Origin of the sequence: Pseudomonas sp. NyZ201 (assembly GCF_049860765.1) — a bacterium.
Taxonomy (GTDB): Bacteria; Pseudomonadota; Gammaproteobacteria; order Pseudomonadales; family Pseudomonadaceae; genus Aquipseudomonas; species Aquipseudomonas bharatica.
Genome location: NZ_CP187557.1, coordinates 5,858,056 through 5,877,370, shown reverse-complemented (window position 1 = coordinate 5,877,370; position 19,315 = coordinate 5,858,056). Strand labels below are relative to the sequence as shown.

The window sequence follows — 19,315 nt, the reverse complement described above, 5'->3', positions numbered from 1 at the left end:
TCCTGAAGTGCAGGCGGCTCTCCTTCAGAACCACCCTTCCTGCATGCCCGGGCAGGTGTCGTCACGTGCTTCGAGCAAAGCAAGGTCATTATGGCAGGGAGGTACTTCCCAGGTGAGGAAGAATCGCGCTGCCTGCAACTTGCCTTTATAGAAGTCGAGGTCCGCCTCGCTGGCCGTGGCCAGGCCCTGTTCGGCGCGGATCGCCTGTTCCAGCCAGCGCCAGCCGATCACGCAATGCCCGAAGGCTTTCATGTACAGCGCCGAGTTGGCCAGGGCCAGGTTGACCTTGCCCGTCGCCATATCGCCGAGCAGGCCCAGGGTCACGCCTTGCAGCCGGTTCAGCAGTTGCTCCAGCGGCTGGCGCAGGGCGTCCAGTTGCGGGTGCTGGTGGGCGCGTTCGCAGGTCCCGGCAATCAGACGCACCAGTTGCTTCAGGCCGGCGCCGCCGTTCTGCGCCAGCTTGCGCCCGAGCAGGTCGAGCGACTGGATACCGTGGGTACCTTCATGGATCGGGTTCAGGCGGTTGTCGCGGTAGTACTGCTCCACCGGATATTCACGGGTATAGCCATGGCCGCCGAGGATCTGGATCGCCAGTTCGTTGGCCTTCAGGCAGAACTCCGAAGGCCAGGACTTGACGATGGGCGTCAGCAGGTCGAGCAGTTCGTGGGCCTGCTGGCGGGCCTCGGGCGTCGCGGCGGTTTGCGTGTCGTCGAACAGCCGTGCGGCGTACAGGCCCAGGTCGAAGGCGCCTTCCACATAGGCTTTCTGCGCCAGGAGCATGCGCTTCACATCCGCGTGGGCAATGATCGGCACTGCGGGGGTGGACGGGTCCTTGTTATCGAGCGGGCGGCCCTGCGGCCGCTGGCGCGCGTAGTCGAGCGAGTACAGGTAGCCGGCGTAACCCAGCATCACCGCGCCCATGCCGACACCGATGCGTGCCTCGTTCATCATCTGGAACATGCAGGCCAGGCCCTGGTGCGGCTTGCCCACCAGATAGCCGACGCACTGGCCATTATCGCCGAAGTTCAGCGCAGTCGAGGTGGTACCGCGCCAGCCCATCTTGTGGAACAGTCCGGCCAGCGTCACATCGTTGCGCGGGCCGAGGCTGCCGTCGGCGTTGACCAGGAACTTGGGCACGATGAACAGGGAAATGCCCTTCACGCCAGGCGGCGCATCCGGCAGCTTGGCCAGGACCATATGCACGATGTTTTCCGACAGCGGATGGTCGCCGCCGGAAATGAAGATCTTGTTCCCGCGCAGGCGGTAGCTGCCGTCGGCGGCAGGCTCGGCGCGGGTGCGAATGTCCGCCAGGGACGAGCCGGCGTGAGGTTCGGTCAGGGCCATGGTGCCGAAGAAGCGCCCGTCGATCATCGGCTGGAGGAACAGGCGCTTCTGTTCCTCGGTGCCAAAGCTCTCGATCAGGTTGGCGGCGCCCATGGTCAGGAAGGGGTAGGCCGTGGTTCCGGCGTTGGCGGCCTGAAAATGGGCAAAGCAGGCCTGGGACAGCAGGGTCGGCAACTGCATGCCACCCGCCTCGAAGTCGCGGTTGGCATTCAGGAAGCCGGCTTCGAGGAAGGCATCCACCGCCGGTTTCACCTCCGGGATCAGCACCGCCTCGCCGTTCTCGTAGCGCGGCTCGTTCTCGTCGCCCTTGCGGTTATGCGGGGCGAAGTACTTCTCGGCGATGGTGCGTGCCGTGGTCAGCGCGGCGTCGAAGGTCTCGCGGCTGTGCTCGGCAAAGCGCTCGCGGCGGGTCAGGGCCTCGGCATCCAGCACTTCATAGAGTTCGAACGCCAGGTTGCGGGCGCTGAGCAGGGTCTCGGTCATGGCGGCGGTCCTTGAGTCGGGGGTGGGGCGAGTCTAGGAGGCCGGGGCGGGGGCTGCACAGGGAAATAGGTTTGGGTGATGGTGGGGTAGAAGGGGGGCTTGTCTGGCTAGGGTGTTGTGGCTGGTAGGTGCATGTCGGTAGATCTTCAGCGTACTTGAGATCGAGCGCCGCCCGCGCGGCGCATCGCCGGCAACGCCGGCTCCCACATTTGTTGCAACGTACCATGGCCTGTGAGATCTCCGTTGCCAGCCCTTGGATGTTCGGCGATCTACCGCGGGGAAGCTGTTGAGCTCGGCGCTATATCGAGTCGGACAAACAAGGCGGTCAACTATGGCCTGACAGACATAGGTACGTTGCAACAAATGTGGGAGCGGGTTCACCCGCGATGCGCCGCGCGGGCGGCGCTCGATCTCAGGGGCGCCGCAGGGCTAAAGGCGAGCGCTTTCTGGGCGACAAAAAACGGGGCGGGCTTCGCGAACCTCCTTCAGAAGTCCACGAAACCCGCCCCGCTTTTTTCCCTTCGACTATCAGCCGATAGTCATCAGGCTCGCGTTACCCCCCGCTGCAGCGGTGTTCACGCTCAGTGCCCGCTCGATCACCAGGCGCTCCAGCGCTACCGCAGTCTCACCCGACGACAGGCCATGCACCCCAACGATCGCGCCCGGACGCTTGGCGATCTGCTCGCAGATGCCGCGCAACTGGTCGGAGTCGCCGTGGTGCAGGACGGCGTCGAAGTGCACGTCTTCCTTGTTCCAGTCGCTGACCAGCTTGATCCGCGCCTGGACTTCCTTCGGCAGGCGCGAACGCACCGACTTGCCCGGCTCGCCATCCAGCACCACGGCCGAACTGCCCACCGCCAGCACCGCCGCCAGTTGGGTCAGCAGGTCGGCTTCGTTGTCGGCCAGGCACAGTACGTGCTCGCGCGGCAGGATGCTGTAGCTGTTGCGTTCGCCGGTCGGGCCGGCCAGCAGGCGGGTGATGCCGCTCTGGGACTGGCGGGCGAATTGCTCGCAGGTTTGCACCAGGTCGCTGTGCTGGGCGCTGGAGGCCCAGGCCTTGAAGGCTTCGAACGGCTTCAGCAGGACGTCGCGCAGTTGGCTGTCCGGTTTGTTGCCGGCGTCGCCACGCTGGAACGACTGCTCGATGGCATCCGCCGGACGGGTCGACAGCAGGCGGTACAGGTACAACGGGCCGCCGGCCTTCGGACCGGTACCGGACAAGCCCTCGCCGCCGAACGGCTGTACACCGACCACGGCACCGACGATGTTGCGGTTGACGTAGACGTTACCGGCATGGACGTTGTCGATGACCTTGGCGATGGTCTCGTCGATGCGGGTGTGCACGCCGAGGGTCAGGCCGTAGCCGGTGGCGTTGATCTGCTCGATCAACTGGTCCAGGTCCTTGCGGTTGTAGCGCAGTACGTGCAGCACCGGGCCGAAGATCTCGCGCTTGAGATCGTCGAGGTTTTCCAGCTCGATCAGGGTCGGCATGACGAAGGTGCCGCGCTTGCATTCGGCGCTGTCGGCGATGGCCACCTGATACACCGGACGGCCTTTCTCGCGCATGCCCTGGATGTGCTTCTCGATGCCGGCCTTGGCTTCGGCGTCGATTACCGGGCCGATGTCCACCGACAGGCGCTCCGGGTTGCCCAGGCGGCTTTCGGCCATGGCGCCCTTGAGCATTTCGATCACGCGGTCGGCGGAATCTTCCTGCAGGCACAGCACGCGCAGGGCCGAGCAACGCTGGCCGGCGCTGTCGAAGGCCGAGGAGACCACGTCGATCACCACCTGCTCGGTCAGCGCCGAGGAGTCGACGATCATGGCGTTCTGGCCGCCGGTCTCGGCGATCAGCGGGATCGGGCGCCCCTGGTTATCCAGGCGCCCGGCGATATTGCGTTGCAGCAGGCGGGCGACTTCGGTGGAGCCGGTGAACATCACGCCTTTCACTCGATCGTCGCCGACCAGGCGGGCACCGACGGTTTCGCCGCGGCCCGGAAGCAGTTGCACGACGCCTTCCGGAATACCGGCTTCGAGCAGCAGGCGCACGGCCTGGGCCGCTACCAGCGGGGTCTGTTCGGCGGGCTTGGCCAGTACCGGGTTGCCGGCCGCGAGTGCGGCAGCCACCTGGCCGCTGAAGATCGCCAGCGGGAAGTTCCACGGGCTGATGCACACCACCGGGCCCAATGGGCGGTGGGCGTCGTTGCTGAAGTCGTTGCGTGCCTGCACCGCGTAGTAGCGCAGGAAGTCGACCGCTTCGCGGACTTCGGCAATGGCGTTGGCGTAGGTCTTGCCCGCTTCACGGACCAGCAGGCCCATCAGCGGCTGGATCTCGGCTTCCATCAGGTCGGCGGCGCGTTCGAGGATCGCGGCGCGCTCGGCCGGTGGCGTGGCCTGCCAGATCGGTGCGGCATTCAGCGCGCACTGGATGGCGTTATCGACGTCGGCGACCGTGGCTTCCTGGACATGGCCGACCACATCGCGATGGTCCGCCGGATTGAGCACCGGTACCGCAGCTTCCTGGCTGGCCGCGCAGCCCAGCAGCGGTTCTGCTTTCCATGGCGAGTGCGCAGTGGCGAGAAGCGCGCAGGACAGCGAGGCCAGGCGATGCTCGTTGGCCATGTCGATACCGGCCGAGTTGGCCCGCTCGCTGCCGTACAGGTCACGGGGCAGCGGAATGCGCGGGTGGGGCAGGCCGACGTTGCCTTCCTGGGTGGCCATGCGTTCGATGGTGGCGACCGGGTCGGCGACCAGTTCCTGGATGGAAATCGAGTGGTCGGCGATACGGTTGACGAAGGACGTGTTGGCACCGTTTTCCAGAAGGCGGCGGACCAGGTAGGCCAGCAGCGTTTCATGGGTCCCGACCGGGGCATACACCCGGCACGGACGGTTCAGCTTGCCATCGGCGACCTTGCCTACGACCTGTTCGTACAGCGGCTCGCCCATGCCGTGCAGGCACTGGAATTCGTACTGGCCCGGGTAGTAGTTCTGACCGGCGATATGGTAGATGGCCGACAGGGTATGGGCGTTGTGGGTCGCGAACTGCGGGTAGATGGCTTCCGGCACCGACAGCAGCTTGCGCGCACAGGCGATGTAGGACACGTCGGTGTACACCTTGCGGGTGTAGACCGGATAGCCTTCCAGGCCCTCGATCTGGGCGCGCTTGATCTCGCTGTCCCAGTAGGCGCCCTTCACCAGGCGGATCATCAGGCGATGGCGGCTGCGGCGGGCCAGGTCGATGACGTAGTCGATCACATACGGGCAGCGCTTCTGGTAGGCCTGGATGACGAAGCCGATGCCGTTCCAGCCGGTGAGTTGCGGTTCGAAGCACAGGCGTTCGAGCAGGTCCAGCGACAGCTCCAGACGGTCGGCTTCCTCGGCGTCGATGTTCAGGCCGATGTCGTATTGCTTGGCCAGCAGGGTCAGGGACAGCAGGCGCGGATACAGCTCTTCCATCACCCGCTCGTACTGGGCGCGGCTGTAGCGCGGGTGCAGTGCCGAGAGCTTGATCGAGATGCCCGGGCCTTCATAGATGCCGCGACCGTGGGAGGCCTTGCCGATGGAGTGGATGGCCTGCTCGTAGGAAGCCAGGTACTTCTGCGCGTCGTGCTCGGTCAATGCGGCTTCGCCGAGCATGTCGTAGGAATAGCGGAAGCCCTTGGATTCGAACTTGCTCGCATTGGCCAGGGCCTCGGCGATGGTCTCGCCGGTGACGAACTGCTCGCCCATCAGGCGCATGGCCATATCGACGCCCTTGCGGATCATCGGTTCGCCGCTCTTGCCGATGATACGGCTGAGGGACGAGGTGAGGCCGGACTCGTTGTGGGTGCTGACCAGCTTGCCGGTCAGCAGCAGGCCCCAGGTAGCGGCGTTGACGAACAGCGACGGGCTGTTGCCCAGGTGCGGCTGCCAGTTGCCGGTGCTGATCTTGTCGCGGATCAGGGCGTCGCGGGTGCCTTTGTCGGGGATGCGCAGCAGGGCCTCGGCCAGGCACATCAGGGCCACGCCTTCCTGGGACGACAGGGAGAATTCCTGCAGCAGGCCCTGGACGATACCGGCACGACCGCCTGCACTCTTCTGGTTGCGCAATTTTTCCGCGATGCCGGCAGCCAGCTTGTTGGTGGCTTCGGCCTGGGCGGCCGGCAGGCGTGCCTGCTCCAGCAACATCGGCACCACTTCCTGCTCTGGGCGGCGGTAGGCGGCGGTAATGGCCGCGCGCAGCACCGATTGCGGCAGGATGCTTTCGGCGAATTCGAGGAAGCACTGGTGGCTGTGGTCGGGCTGTACGTCGCCCGCGTCGTCACCGATAGGTCCGGCCTGACCGTTGAGCTCGGTCAGGGTGGCGCCACCCTCCAGCTTCTCCAGGTAGTTGAAGATCGCTTGCTTGATGAGCCAGTGTGGCGTGCGGTCGATGGACTGCGCAGCGGCCTTCAGTCGCTCACGGGTAGGGTCGTCGAGTTTGACCCCAAGGGTGGTCGTCGCCATTTCTTATCCTCGTTATTGCCACTGGGCCGTGGCTAAGCTGGCGCCAAGATTAGCCGGGCACGTTTCCGGGTGCAACCTAGTGCAACCCAATTTTTTGCGGACGGCGGTGCAACTCATCCGGCCGCCGAAAACCCCACGACAGAAACGGCTTTTAGTGGTGCGTTTGCTTATGAAAAAGGTGTTTTTTGCGCCGAAAAGGAGCAAGAAGGCGCTTTAGTGGGAAATTTCATACAGGGTGCAACTAGCTTTGTAAAAAAGGTTGCACCGAATTTACGTTGTGGCATAGGGTTCGCCGCCTGGGTGCAACCCCACGAGGGTTGTTGCTACATAAAAACAAACGCCAGGGCGCAATACATGACAGCAAGCAATCCCATCACGATTACCTTCGTGATCTACATCGCGGCAATGGTGCTGATCGGCTTCATGGCCTATCGCTCCACCAAGAACCTTTCCGACTACATTCTCGGCGGCCGCAGCCTCGGCAGCGTGGTGACCGCACTTTCCGCCGGCGCCTCGGACATGAGCGGCTGGCTGCTGATGGGCCTGCCGGGTGCCATCTACATGTCGGGCCTTTCGGAAGCCTGGATCGCCATCGGCCTGACCGTGGGTGCCTACCTGAACTGGCTGTTTGTCGCCGGCCGCCTGCGCGTGCAGACCGAGCACAACGGCGATGCGCTGACCCTGCCGGACTATTTCGCCAGTCGTTTCGAAGACCAGAGCGGCCTGCTGCGGATCATCTCCGCAGTGGTGATCCTGGTGTTCTTCACCATCTACTGCGCGTCCGGCATCGTCGCCGGTGCCCGCCTGTTCGAAAGCACCTTCGGCATGTCCTACGAAACCGCCCTGTGGGCCGGTGCCGCAGCGACCATCGCCTACACCTTCGTCGGCGGCTTCCTTGCGGTCAGCTGGACGGATACCGTGCAGGCCGGCCTGATGATCTTCGCCCTGCTGCTGACGCCGATCTTCGTGCTGCTCGCCACCGGCGGCGTAGACACCACCTTCCTCGCCATCGAGGCGCAGAATCCGGCCAACTTCGACATGTTCCGCAATGCCAGCTTCATCGGCATCATCTCGCTGATGGGCTGGGGCCTGGGCTACTTCGGCCAGCCGCACATCCTCGCGCGCTTCATGGCTGCCGATTCGGTGAAGTCGATCGCCAATGCCCGTCGCATCTCCATGACCTGGATGATCCTGTGCCTGGCCGGTACCTGTGCCGTGGGCTTCTTCGGTATCGCCTATTTCTCGGCGCATCCGGAAGTGGCCGGCCCTGTCACCGAGAACCACGAGCGCGTGTTCATCGAACTGGCCAAGATCCTGTTCAACCCGTGGATTGCCGGTGTCCTGCTGTCGGCCATCCTGGCGGCGGTGATGAGCACCCTGAGCTGCCAGTTGCTGGTGTGCTCCAGTGCCCTGACCGAGGACTTCTACAAGACCTTCCTGCGCAAGAACGCTTCGCAGCCTGAGCTGGTCTGGGTCGGTCGCCTGATGGTCCTGGCCGTTGCGCTGATCGCCATCGCCCTGGCTGCCAATCCGGACAACCGCGTGCTGGGACTGGTGGCCTACGCCTGGGCCGGTTTCGGCGCCGCCTTCGGTCCGGTAGTGCTGCTTTCCGTGCTGTGGAAAGGCATGACCCGCAATGGCGCACTGGCCGGTATCGTGGTTGGCGCGCTGACCGTGATCCTGTGGAAGAACTACTCGGGCACCAGCCTGTACGAGATCATCCCGGGCTTCATCTTCGCCACCCTCGCCATCGTGCTGGTGAGCAGCATGGGCCGGGCGTCGTCCACCATGGTGGCGCGCTTCGAGAAGGCCGACGCGGACTATCACGCCAACAAGTGATCGCTGATCGCGCTTGAGCCGGCGGCCCGCCTCTTCGAGAGAGGCGGGCCGCTGTCGTTTCGGCGGGCCCGACCTGACGACGGCGGCCTGACAGGGTAAACTTCCCGGTCCCTCAGGAGTCGCCATGAACTATCGTCACGCCTTCCACGCCGGCAACCACGCCGACGTCTTCAAGCACATCGTGCTCACCCGCCTCATCGCCTTGATGTCGCGCAAGGAGCAGCCGTTCGCCTATATCGATACCCACGCCGGCCTTGGCCTGTACGACCTGCAGGGCGACCAGGCGACCCGTACCGGCGAATGGATCGAGGGCATTGGCCGGCTCTGGGGGCGTGAGGACTTGCCAGCGATCACCGCGGACTACCTGCGCATCGTCAAGCGCCTGAATGCCGATGGCGAACTGCGCTACTACCCCGGTTCGCCGGAGCTGGCGCGGCGCATGGCGCGCCAGCAGGACCGCGTGCTGCTCAACGAGAAGCACCCGGAGGACGGGCGCCTGCTCAAGGACAACATGAAGAAGGACCCGCGTGTCGCCGTGCACCTCGGCGAGGGCTGGCATGTGCCGCGTGCGCTGCTGCCGGTGCAGGAGAAGCGCGCGGTGATGCTGATCGACCCGCCGTTCGAACAGCCGGACGAGCTCAAGCGCTGCTCCACCGCGATGAAGGAGGCGATCGGTCGCATGCGCCAGACCGTCGCGGCGATCTGGTACCCGATCAAGGAGCAGAAGCAACTGGTGCGCTTCTACCAGGACCTGACCAGTACCGGCGCGCCGAAGCTGTTGCGGGTGGAGCTGTATGTGCATCCGCAGGACACGCCGCAGAGCCTGAATGGCTCCGGCCTGGCGATTGCCAACCCGCCGTGGGGGCTGGAGGAAGAGCTGCGCGAGTTCCTGCCCTGGCTGGCCGAGTGCCTGGGGCAGACCGGCGGGAGCTGGCGGATGGATTGGTTGATCGCTGAGTAAAGCCGGGTTTATCCGTCGTCCTTGATGGCCTCATCGCCGGCAACGCCGGCTCCCACAGGTACTGCGTGCGCCACGACCCTTGTGGGAGCCGGCGTTGCCGGCGATGGGGCCTCAAGATCGGTCACCGTACCGCCCCTCCTATTGCCCACCCGCTTTGCGTTATAATCCCGCCCTTTCGCCGCCGCCCGCCCACGAGGCCGGGGCGCATTTTTACCGAATGAAGAGGCTAGACCCTTGGCATTGACGATTCTTGGCCTGTCCGGCGCCCTTAGCCATGATCCTTCCGCGGCCCTGTACATCGACGGCAAGCTGATCGCCGCCGCCGAAGAAGAGCGCTTCGTGCGCGATAAACATGCAAAGAACCGCATGCCCTACGAGTCGGCGAAGTTTTGCCTGGAACAGGCCGGCATCAAGCCGTCCGACGTCGACGTGGTGGCGATTCCGTTCGCCCCGATCAGCCTGTTCGGCGAGGCTCGCTGGCACTATGCCAAGCGCTACTGGTACGCCCCGGACCGCGCCCTTGACGCGATCCTGATGGGCAACCGCCGCTACAAGCGCTACCGCAAGAAGATCGTCTGGTGCCTGGAGCAACTGGGCTTCGATCCGAAGAAAATCAAGATCGAACCGGTCGAGCACCACCTGGCCCACGCCTCCAGCGCCTATCACTGCTCCGGTTTCAAGGAAAAGACCGCGATCCTCGGCATCGACGGCAAGGGCGAATACGCCACGACCTTCTTCGGCTATGGCGAGAACGGCAAGATCCACAAGATCAAGGAGTTCTTCGATCCGGACTCCCTGGGCGGCCTGTACGGTGCGATCACCGAGTTCCTCGGCTTCGAGATGCTCGATGGCGAGTTCAAGGTCATGGGCATGGCGCCCTACGGCGACGCCAGCAAGTACGACTTCTCGCGCCTGGCCAGCTTCGAAAACGGCGAACTGGTGATCAACACCGAGTACGCCAACGTCATCGGCCTGCGCCGCTATAAAGAGAAGGGCAAGGGCTTCTACTTCTCGCCGAAGCTGATCGAGTGGCTGGGTCCGAAGCGCGAAGGCGACATCGCCGACGAGCCGTACATCCACTACGCCGCCAGCATGCAGGCGCTGTTCGAGAAGCTGGCCCTGCAGATGATCGACCACTACCTGGGCGACATCCTCAAGGAAACCGGCAAGCTGGCCTTCGCCGGCGGCTGCGCGCTGAACGTCAAGCTGAACCAGAAGATCATCGCCCGTCCGGACGTGACCGAATTGTTCGTGCAGCCCGCCTCCGGCGACGCCGGTACCGCAGTCGGCGCCGCGGCTTATGTTTCCCATGCCCGCGGCGTGCCGGTCGAGAAGATGGAACACGTCTACCTCGGCCCCGCGTACTCCAACGAGGACGTGATCGCCGCCTGTGCCCGTCACCCGAGCGCGCCGAAGTGGCGCAGGATCGACGACATGCCCGAGCGCATTGCCCGGATCATGGTCGACGGCAACCCGGTGGCCTGGTTCCAGGGCCGCATGGAGTTCGGCCCGCGTGCCCTTGGCGGTCGCTCGATCATCGGCTGCCCGAGCGTGCCGGGCGTGGCCAACCGGATCAACGAGCAGATCAAGTTCCGCGAGCGCTGGAGGCCGTTCTGCCCGTCCATGCTGGACACTGTCGGCCCGCAGATGATCAAGGTGGATCACCCGGCGCCGTTCATGACCTTCACCTTCGAAGTCGCCGAAGAATGGAAGACCCGCGTGCCGGAAGTGGTCCACGAGGACGGGACTTCCCGCGCCCAGGTGCTCAAGCGCGAATACAACCCGCGCTACTACGACATGATGAAGGCCCTGGAAAACCTGACCGGCAACGGTGTGTCGCTGAACACCTCGCTCAACCGCCGTGGCGAGCCGATGATCTGCTCGCCGACCGACGCGCTGAACATGTTCTTCGGCTCCGATCTTCAATACCTGATCATGGAAGACATCCTGGTAGTGAAGGACGGCGCGAAAGCCTATGACACGCTCGACTGACAAGCGCGTCCTGCAGTTCTGCCATGGCTATGACGGGCCTTTCCTCGACTGCGCCCGTCAGTACGCCAGCTTGTTCGTCGGCAGCGGCTACAAGGTCACCACGGTATTTCTCACCGGCAAGGCCGATCCTCGTGTGGCCGAAGGTTGCGCCAGCGACGAGGTGCTGTTCCTCGAATTCAGCTCCAGCGCCATTCGTGGCCTGAAGCTGGGGGCGATCCGGGCGTTGCGCAAGATTGCCGCAGCGCGGGATTTCAGCTTCTGCATCGCCCATCGCTTCAAGCCCATCTACATCACTTTGCTGGCTACGCGTCTGCCGGTAATCGGCGTGCATCACGCCTTCGGCGACTACAAGCGCGGCAGTCGCCAGTTCTTCGCCAATTTCTTCAGCAAGCGCCTAAGCCTGCTCGGGGTGTCCGATGCGGTACGCGACGATATGCGCCGGAGCCTGAAGCGCTGGCCTGCCGAGCGTATCCAGACCCTCTACAACCGGGTCGATATCGAGGCGTTGCAGGCGCGCCTGGTGCCGGCTGGCGAAGCTCGTGCCGCGCTTAAGCTGGACGCCGGGGCCTGGATCGTCGGCAACGTCGGTCGCCTGCACCCGGACAAGGACCAGGCCACCCTGCTGCGCGGTTTCGCCCAGGCCTTGCCGACGCTGCCAGCCGGTGCGCGCCTGGCGATCCTCGGCAAGGGCCGGTTGGAGGCATCGCTCAAGGCGCTTGCCGCCGAACTGGGCATTACCGCCCAGGTGGATTTTGTCGGCCAGGTTGCCGATGCCAGGCGCTACTTCACGGCGTTCGACGCCTTCGCCCTCAGTTCCGACCATGAACCATTCGGCATGGTCCTGCTGGAAGCCATGGTCGCCGGGGTGCCGGTAGCGGCCAGCGCTTGTGGCGGTGCCACCGAAGTGGTGGAAGGGGTTGGCGTGCTGTTCCCGCTGGGCGACGCCGCCGCGCTGGCCAGGTCCCTGCAGGTACTGGCCGGAATGGACCAGGCGCAGCTCGAGGAATGCCGCCAGCGCATGCTGGAACGCCTGCGCGCGCGCTTCTCCGACGAGGCGGTACGCCAGGTGTTCTGGCAGCTTCCGACTGTCGTCGCCCTGACTGCGGAGGCCTGATGCTCAATCGACTGCAAGGCTGGCGCGAGCGCGGCTGGCGCGTCGTTGACGCCGAGACGTATGCACAGGCCTGGAACCGCTTCGGCGGCAGCGTCGCCACCCATCCGTTGGTGGTCGCGCAGCTTGCCGAAATGGCCGACATCCCGGTGCGCTACCTGGGCTGGGAGCAGGCAGGTGAAATCCAGGCGGCGATCCCCACCTGGGGGCGTTACCTGGCCCTGTCCAAGGACGTGCTCAAGCGCCAGGGCAAAAAAGGCCTGTTCGACCTGGGCAATGCCGAAATCATCCTGCCCGCCGCCGCCGGGGCGCAGGCTCCGCTGCGCCATGCTGCGCGCTACCTGTCCGCACTGAACCAGGGCCGTTTCAGCCTGCTCAAGCCGCAGGCCGAGTCGCTGGCGATGGCCCGCGAGCCGGAAGATCTATCGAAGAAGTTCCGCTACAACCAGCGTCGCGAACTGCGCCTGCTGGAAGAGGCGGGCGGGGTGGTAAAGCCGATTCAGGACTTCGACAGTGCAGAGATCGCGGCGATGTACTGCGATCTTTTTCAGCGTCGCTGGGGTTTTCCGGCCACCGGCGCCGAATGCATGGTCGAGGCCGTCGAGCGCCTGCGTTCGCTGCTGATCGGCTCGGTGGTGTTCCTCAATGACGCTGCCATTGCCATCCAGCTGGTGTACCGGGTCGAGGCGCCGGCGTGGATCAGCGTCGAGTACGTCAACGGTGGCGTCGACCCGCAGACCCGCGAATTCAGCCCCGGCAGTGTGCTCAGCTTCCTCAACACCCAGAGCGCCTGGGAAGATGCCCGCGCCCGCAACAAGGCGCTGCGCTTCTCCTTCGGGCGTTCCGATCGCGAGTACAAGGACCGATGGTGCAACCCCGTGCCGGTATTCCAGGTTTGAACCGCAAGCAGCAATTGCTCAAGCGCCATCGCCGTAACAAGCGCGTGGCGCTGCTCCTTGGCCTGCTGTTGCTGGTGGTTGTCGGCGTGCTTGTGGCCTGGTGGCTGCCGCTGATGCTGGCAGTGCTTGGCTGGGTGGCCCATGAGGCGTGGTTCGCCGATCACCTGTTCTATTCGCCGGCGCAGGATTATCGCTATCGCTTCCCGGATGAGTGCGAACACCCGGTGCAACTGCGTGACGGCCGCCTGCAACCCGAGCAGCCCTTGGCCCTCGATGGTCATGAAACCCTGATTCTCCAGGTGCAACTGAAAAGCGGCTGGCTGGGCCGTTTCCTCGATCCCGGCGTGATCATCGCTGGCGACGGGGAACAGGACGTGCAGGGTTTCGAGCGGGGTGCCAAGGGGCTGCGCTACCTCAATCTTGGCGGGATGGGCAGCGCACTTGCACAAGGCCGGCTGGCCTTGCGCGGGCAGTTCTGCCGGCTGCTCGGGCAACCGAAGCTGTGGGTTATCCGCCATCCGGACTACCGCCAGCAGCGCGTCATGGTCATCGCGCCACATGCCGACGATGCCGAACTGGCCGCCTACGGCCTGTACAGCCAGGCCAAGGAGGCGTGGATCGTCACCCTGACGACCGGTGAAATCGAGGCCGATCATTATCAGCGCATGGGGCTGAACCCTGTCGAGGCGGCCCGGCTCAAGGGGCGGCTGCGGGCCTGGGACAGTATCGCGGTACCGCGCTGGGCAGGTGTCCCCGAGGCACACTGCGTGCAGTTGGGCTACTTCTGCCTGCAATTGCCGGCGATGCAGGCTTCGCCTGGCGAGCCCCTTGGCTCCCGTGAAGCCGATACCGCCGATACCCGACCGTTCCGTCGGCTCAACAGCCTGGCCTTGCCCGGGGACGACGGAGTGCCGAACTGGAACAACCTGCTCGCCGACCTGCGCGCACTGATCGAGACCGCCCGCCCGGAAGTGATCGTGCTGCCGCACCCGGTGCTCGACCCGCATCCCGACCATCTGTGCGCCCATCAGGCACTGGTACAGGCTTTGCAAGGTCTCGACTGGCAGCCCGGGACCCTGCTTGGCTACGCCAACCACCTGCACGACAACGACCGTTGGCCCATGGGTGACACCGGGACTGGCGTAGCCCTGCCACCGGTCACCGAAGGCGACGAGCAGTGGCTGCCCTGCAGCCTGGGCCTGGATGCCCGGCGTCAGTGCGACAAGGCCATGGCGCTGGGTATGATGCACGACCTGCAACCACGCCCGCCTTTCAAGCGCCGCATGCGCCGGCTGATTCAGCGGCTGCTGGCGGGACGCAAGGCGTCGCCGTTCGGCGAGAACGAATTTTTCCGCAAGGCGGTGCGGCGTCACGAGCTCCTCTGGGTCGTGAAACGAAAATAAAGAAATGGGGACCTAAAGTACCGGTACCCTGGATCAACCAAGAGAGCTGTAAGTGATCAAGTCCAAGCCACGGATACTGTTCGTCATTCCCTACTTCGGGCAATGGCCGTTCTGGATGCCGTTCTACCTGGAAAGCTGCCGGCGCAATCCGGATATCGACTGGCTGCTGTTCAGCGACTGCGGCGTGCCCGAAAACCTCCCGGCCAATGTCAGTGTCGAATCGATAAGCTATTCAGCCTATTGCCAACTGGTATCGGACCGCCTGGAGATCGATTTTTCCCCGGCCCATGCCTATAAGCTGTGCGATATCAAGCCTGCCTTGGGTCATATCCATGAAGATCGTCTGCTGGGTTACGACTTCTGGGCATTCGGTGATATCGACCTTGTCTACGGAGACCTGCGTGCCTATTTCACTGCCGAGAGGCTGGCGCGCAACGACCTTTTCTCCACTCACGAGCGCCGGGTTGCAGGGCATCTGTGCGTGATGCGCAACACATCCGAGCAGCGCGGGTTGTTCAAGCGGATCAAGAACTGGCGTGAACGCTTTACCGACGATGAGCACCATGCCATCGACGAAGGGGCGTTCAGTCGACTGTTCCTGTGGCGCAAGAACTTCCCCAAGCCGATCTTCAGTCTGGTCGGCAAGTTCAATCCGTTGCGCCGCCGAAGCGAATTCACCGAGGCGTTCAGCACACCCGGTGGAGTTATCAAGTGGCACGACGGGAGCACTGATTTTCCACGTCGTTGGTACTGGCGGGAGGGATGCCTGAGTAATGACCGTGATGGACAGCGCACCTTTCCCTATTTCCATTTCGTCTGCTGGAAGCGTAACGAGTGGTCGAAACTGCCCAGGCCCGAGCCGGCGGAAACTGCCCGGTTGGCGGCCTCGCCAAGCTGGGTGATCGACCAGAACGGTTTTCACCAGGGAGCCTTATGAAGCGACGTTTCAAGGTTCTGCAATTGCAGCCTGACTACAACATCAAGCGTCATGATTTCGCCGATCTCGCCGAGCAGATCGTCAAGGCGCTGCCGCCCGAGCGTTTCGAAACCACCATGGCCTTCCTCAAGGGCAAGCCGGGGCCGGGCGAGCCGGTGAGCCGTTCCGATCATTCGGTGTATTTTGACTTCAGCGACAAGGCCCTCAAGGGCATGCGCTTGCTTGCCTTGTGGAAGCTCTATCGCTTTTGCCGCAAGGAAGGCTTCGACGTGGTGATCTGCAACCGCTTCAAGCCGGTCAACATGATGCTGCAGCTCAACCGCTGGCTGAAGATCCCGCTGTGCATCGGCATCTCCCATGGCTTCGGCGAATACGACCGTTTCTACCGGCGTCGCCAGACCCAGCGCCTGGTGGACCGTCACTGGCAGTTCGTCGGGGTGTCGCCTGCGGTGAAGCAGTACCTGGTCGATTGCAAGTGCGGCTTTACCGAGCAGAACACCCACGCCATCACCAACGCCATCGATATCCCCCAGGCCGAAGCGCTGCAGCATTCCCGCGAGAAAGCCCGCGAGCTGCTGGGGCTGTCGGCGGATGCGCGGCTGGTCGGCGCGCTGGGCCGCCTGGTGCGGGTCAAGGGGCACACCCACCTGCTCAAGGCGTTCGCGGCCCTCAAGGACAAGTATCCAGAGGCGCAACTGGCGATCATCGGCGCTGGACGTGAACAGCAGAACCTTCAGGCAGAGATCGAGCAACTGGGCCTGGGTGGCCGCGCCCACCTGCTGGGTTTCAAGGAAAACGCCCTGCAATATGTACGCGCCTTCGATATCTGGGCCATGCCGTCGATGGCCGAAGGCCTGGGCCTGGCCCTGCTCGAAGGCATGAGCGGACGGCTGCCGGTGATCGCCTCCAGCGTGCCGGCCATGCTGCCGCTGATCCAGGGCGCCGGCGGGCTGGCCGTGGAGCCGGGCAACGTAGCGCAACTGACCGCAGCGCTGGACAGCTACCTGGCCCTGGACGAGCAGGCCCTGCGCGCCAAGGGCGAGCAGACCTACCAGTACCTGCAGGGCAACCATGACATCGATGTCTTCCGCCAGCAGTACCTGGACCTGATCGAGTCCGGCCTGGCCCAGGCGAACAAGGAACCGGCATGACCGACAAGCAACCCCTGGTAAGCGTCATCATCGCTTCTTACAACCACGGACCTTACATCGAAAAGAGCATCCAGAGCGTGCTCGACCAGACCTACCCGCACATCGAACTGCTGGTGATCGACGATGGTTCCACCGACGACAGCGTCGAGCGCATCCAGCGCCTGCAGGCCGTGCATGGTTTTGATTTCAAGGTCCAGCAGAACCAGGGGCTGACCCGTACGCTGAACGACGGTATCGCACGTTCCCATGGTGAGCTGATCGCCACCTTCGGTTCGGACGACATCATGATGCCGGACCGCATCGCCATTCAGGTCGCGCATATGGCCGACAAGCCCGAAGTGGGTATTTGTGCGGGCAATATCGAGCTGATCGACTCCAATGGCGACCTCTTTCCCGAGAAGCGCCAGCGCCGTGATACCCCGTTCAGGCGCTCCGATTTCGAGGACATGTTCCTTGAGCGCAAACCCTATCCGCCGGCGCCCACCTTGCTGTTCCGCCGCGAGGCGCTGGAAAAGGTCGGTGGCTTCGATCCGAGCATTCGCCTCGAAGACCTCTATATCGAGCTGAAGATCACCCATGCCGGCTATGTCATCGACGGCCTGCCCGTGGTCATGGCGCAGTACCGCAAGCACGCGACCAACTCGTACAAGAATCACCGCTTCATGATCGAGAGCATCCTGCGCATCTATGCGCATTTCAGCGATCATCCGGCTTATGAGGAGGTCAAGTTCAAGGCTTTGAACTCGATGTTCCTCAAGGTGGCGAACCGTGATCGCAAGCTGGCCCGCGAGCTGTTGGCGCAGATTCCGCTGCGGGCGTTTACCCGCAAGACCTGGCGTGGCCTGGGGCGCTTGTTCTTTTCACCACTGGAACGGAGCTGACCGTCGATGGGCTGGATCGCACGGTTTCTGGAAAAGCGCGCCAAGCGCGAGATCCGCAAGCTGCCCCGCAGCGAGCGCGGCCGGGCGCGTTTCAAGGCGCGTTACCCGCAGTACGAGTTCGGTATCGGCAGCTACGGGCTGCCCGAGGTGCATGACTGGCAGGAGGGCTCGACGCTCAGGATCGGCGCCTACTGTTCGATTGCCGAGGGCGTGGAGATCTTCCTGGGCGGGCACCACCGGGCCGATTGGGTGACGACCTATCCCTTCCCGGCGATGTTCGACGAAGCGGCGCATATCAAGGATTACAACGGTACTCGTGGCGATGTGGTCATCGGCAACGATGTCTGGCTGTGTTCCAACAGCAGCATCCTCTCGGGCGTGACGGTCGGTCACGGCGCAATCGTTGCCGCTGGCGCCCTGGTAACCCGCGACGTGCTCCCTTATGCGATCGTCGGTGGCAACCCGGCGAAAGTGATCAACTGGCGCTTTCCCGAAGACGTGCGTGCCGAGTTGCTGCGGGCGGCCTGGTGGGACTGGCCGGAGGCGGAGATTCGCCAAACCATGGAAAAACTGTGCAGCGATGATATCCAGGCGTTTCTCGATTACGTCAGGCAGCGCTGATCCGCTCAGGCTTGTTTGGCAGCGTTGGCTTGTCGCGATTTCTGCTTATTCTTCAGCCAGCGTGCCAGGGCCTTGCCTTGGTTGATACCCGGTTTTTCGAAGAGCAGGAAGGTCAGGCTGCTGATCAGCACCAGTAGTGGGGTGCATAGGGCTATGAGGACGATGAACGGTAGGGGCTCGTACAAGGCGAATCCCGTCTGCGGGTAAATGCGGTAAGCCAGCCACCACAGCAGGAACCCGTGCAGCAGATAGGTGCTGTAGCTGATTTCGCCAAGCCAGCGTGCACTGGGCAGGCGTAGAGCGCCGAACAGATCGTTGCCCGATACCACCACGAAGAACACCACGCTCAGCAACAGCAGCGGGAACACCGCAAAGGTCTTGCGCAGCAGGGTCATCACTACGATCAACAGCACGACTGCGACGATCGCCGCCAGGCGGCTGCGACCCCAGGCCACCAAGGCTGGACGACGCACCCAGTAAGCTGCGGCAATGCCGCCGGCGAAGCTCAGCAGATACTTTTTCTTCAGCGAGTGCTCCCAGCCGACGACCTGCGCCAGCAGGTACAGACCGACCAGGCAGGCGATGGTTTTCAGGTGTGCGCCGCGGTACAGGAAGATCATCCCGAGCAACGGCAGGGCCAGGTAGAAATACAGCTCGTAGCTCAGGGTCCAAGTTACGTTGGAGATCAGGTTGCCTGTGCCCGTGACCAGGTTGATGTCCGGTCGATCGAAGATCAGCCAAAGCGACAGGTGCTTGAGCAGTTGTGCCGGGCTCTCCTGTAGGCGCCAGTCATTGAGGTAGAACACTGTTGCTACGAGTGCCGCCAGCAAGGGCAGATAGAGCGGGTAAAGACGGAAGATCCGCGATATCGCGAAAGTGGCCCAGTCGTGCTGACGCCTTTGCTTGAGCAGCCGGTCCCAGAACAGGAAGCCGGTGATCATGAAGAAGAGGGCAACTCCGACCAGGCCTATCTGGGCAAAAAAACGCTCAGGTGGCATGCCGATCTGGCCGCTCTGGTGGTAATGCCAGGCGATAGCCGCGTGGTGAATGAAGACGCCGAGCGCCAAGTAGCCACGCAAGCCGTCCAGGGTCGAGGAGCGGCCGGCAGCCTGCGGCAGATTACTGGCCAGCGCCCGGATCCGGATCAACAGCGCCGCGCTCCCCAGGGCGAGGAGATACACTGCAAGCGACAGCAAGGGGGCGGCCATCAT

13 protein-coding genes are annotated in these 19,315 nt (G+C 63.8%); 10 read left to right on the top strand and 3 right to left on the bottom strand.

From position 1 onward, the window contains the following. Window positions 1–24: 24 nt before the first annotated feature. Entirely contained in the window at window positions 25–1,827 is a 1,803-nt protein-coding gene (locus ACPFMA_RS26405; protein WP_425929193.1) for an acyl-CoA dehydrogenase, read from the bottom strand. A gap of 528 nt (window positions 1,828–2,355) precedes the next feature. Next, complete coding sequence (gene putA, locus ACPFMA_RS26400) at window positions 2,356–6,309, bottom strand: trifunctional transcriptional regulator/proline dehydrogenase/L-glutamate gamma-semialdehyde dehydrogenase (protein WP_064301470.1); 3,954 nt, start codon at window positions 6,307–6,309, stop codon at window positions 2,356–2,358. 354 nt (window positions 6,310–6,663) lie between these two features. On the opposite strand from putA, the gene putP reads away from it, so the two are divergent. The 10 genes from putP (at window position 6,664) to ACPFMA_RS26350 (ending at window position 18,104) form a co-directional block, all read left to right on the top strand. Next, window positions 6,664–8,148, top strand: a complete 1,485-nt coding sequence (putP, locus tag ACPFMA_RS26395) for a sodium/proline symporter PutP (protein ID WP_064301471.1) — start codon at window positions 6,664–6,666, stop codon at window positions 8,146–8,148. A 124-nt stretch (window positions 8,149–8,272) separates the two neighbouring features. Continuing rightward, entirely contained in the window at window positions 8,273–9,109 is an 837-nt protein-coding gene (locus ACPFMA_RS26390) for a 23S rRNA (adenine(2030)-N(6))-methyltransferase RlmJ (RefSeq protein ID WP_420058900.1), read from the top strand. Between the two features lie 234 nt (window positions 9,110–9,343). Then, window positions 9,344–11,101 (top strand): carbamoyltransferase family protein, encoded by a 1,758-nt coding sequence (locus ACPFMA_RS26385; RefSeq protein WP_420058901.1) that lies wholly within the window; start codon window positions 9,344–9,346, stop codon window positions 11,099–11,101. Further along, the gene (locus tag ACPFMA_RS26380) at window positions 11,085–12,215 is read left to right on the top strand and encodes a glycosyltransferase (RefSeq protein ID WP_425929190.1); all 1,131 of its coding nucleotides are present in this window, start codon (window positions 11,085–11,087) and stop codon (window positions 12,213–12,215) included. The genes ACPFMA_RS26385 and ACPFMA_RS26380 overlap by 17 nt, the downstream gene beginning before the upstream one ends. Continuing rightward, window positions 12,215–13,111 carry an antimicrobial resistance protein Mig-14 gene (locus tag ACPFMA_RS26375; protein ID WP_425929188.1) on the top strand — a complete coding sequence of 299 codons (897 nt, stop codon included), beginning with the start codon at window positions 12,215–12,217 and terminating at the stop codon, window positions 13,109–13,111. Before ACPFMA_RS26380 ends, ACPFMA_RS26375 begins: the two co-directional genes overlap by 1 nt. After that, the gene (locus ACPFMA_RS26370; RefSeq protein ID WP_425929186.1) at window positions 13,078–14,514 is read left to right on the top strand and encodes a PIG-L deacetylase family protein; all 1,437 of its coding nucleotides are present in this window, start codon (window positions 13,078–13,080) and stop codon (window positions 14,512–14,514) included. Before ACPFMA_RS26375 ends, ACPFMA_RS26370 begins: the two co-directional genes overlap by 34 nt. A 52-nt stretch (window positions 14,515–14,566) precedes the next feature. Next, a complete protein-coding gene (locus ACPFMA_RS26365) occupies window positions 14,567–15,451 on the top strand; it encodes a DUF6625 family protein (protein ID WP_425929184.1) in 885 nt (294 codons plus the stop codon). After that, window positions 15,448–16,602, top strand: coding sequence for a glycosyltransferase (locus ACPFMA_RS26360; RefSeq protein WP_425929182.1), 1,155 nt, complete (start codon window positions 15,448–15,450; stop codon window positions 16,600–16,602). Before ACPFMA_RS26365 ends, ACPFMA_RS26360 begins: the two co-directional genes overlap by 4 nt. Next, window positions 16,599–17,483, top strand: a complete 885-nt coding sequence (locus tag ACPFMA_RS26355; RefSeq protein WP_425929180.1) for a glycosyltransferase — start codon at window positions 16,599–16,601, stop codon at window positions 17,481–17,483. The genes ACPFMA_RS26360 and ACPFMA_RS26355 overlap by 4 nt, the downstream gene beginning before the upstream one ends. Before the next feature lie 6 nt (window positions 17,484–17,489). Then, entirely contained in the window at window positions 17,490–18,104 is a 615-nt protein-coding gene (locus tag ACPFMA_RS26350; protein ID WP_425929178.1) for a CatB-related O-acetyltransferase, read from the top strand. 5 nt (window positions 18,105–18,109) lie between these two features. Here the strand turns inward: ACPFMA_RS26350 and ACPFMA_RS26345 are convergent, their stop codons facing one another. Then, the gene (locus tag ACPFMA_RS26345; RefSeq protein ID WP_064301481.1) at window positions 18,110–19,315 is read right to left on the bottom strand and encodes an acyltransferase family protein; all 1,206 of its coding nucleotides are present in this window, start codon (window positions 19,313–19,315) and stop codon (window positions 18,110–18,112) included.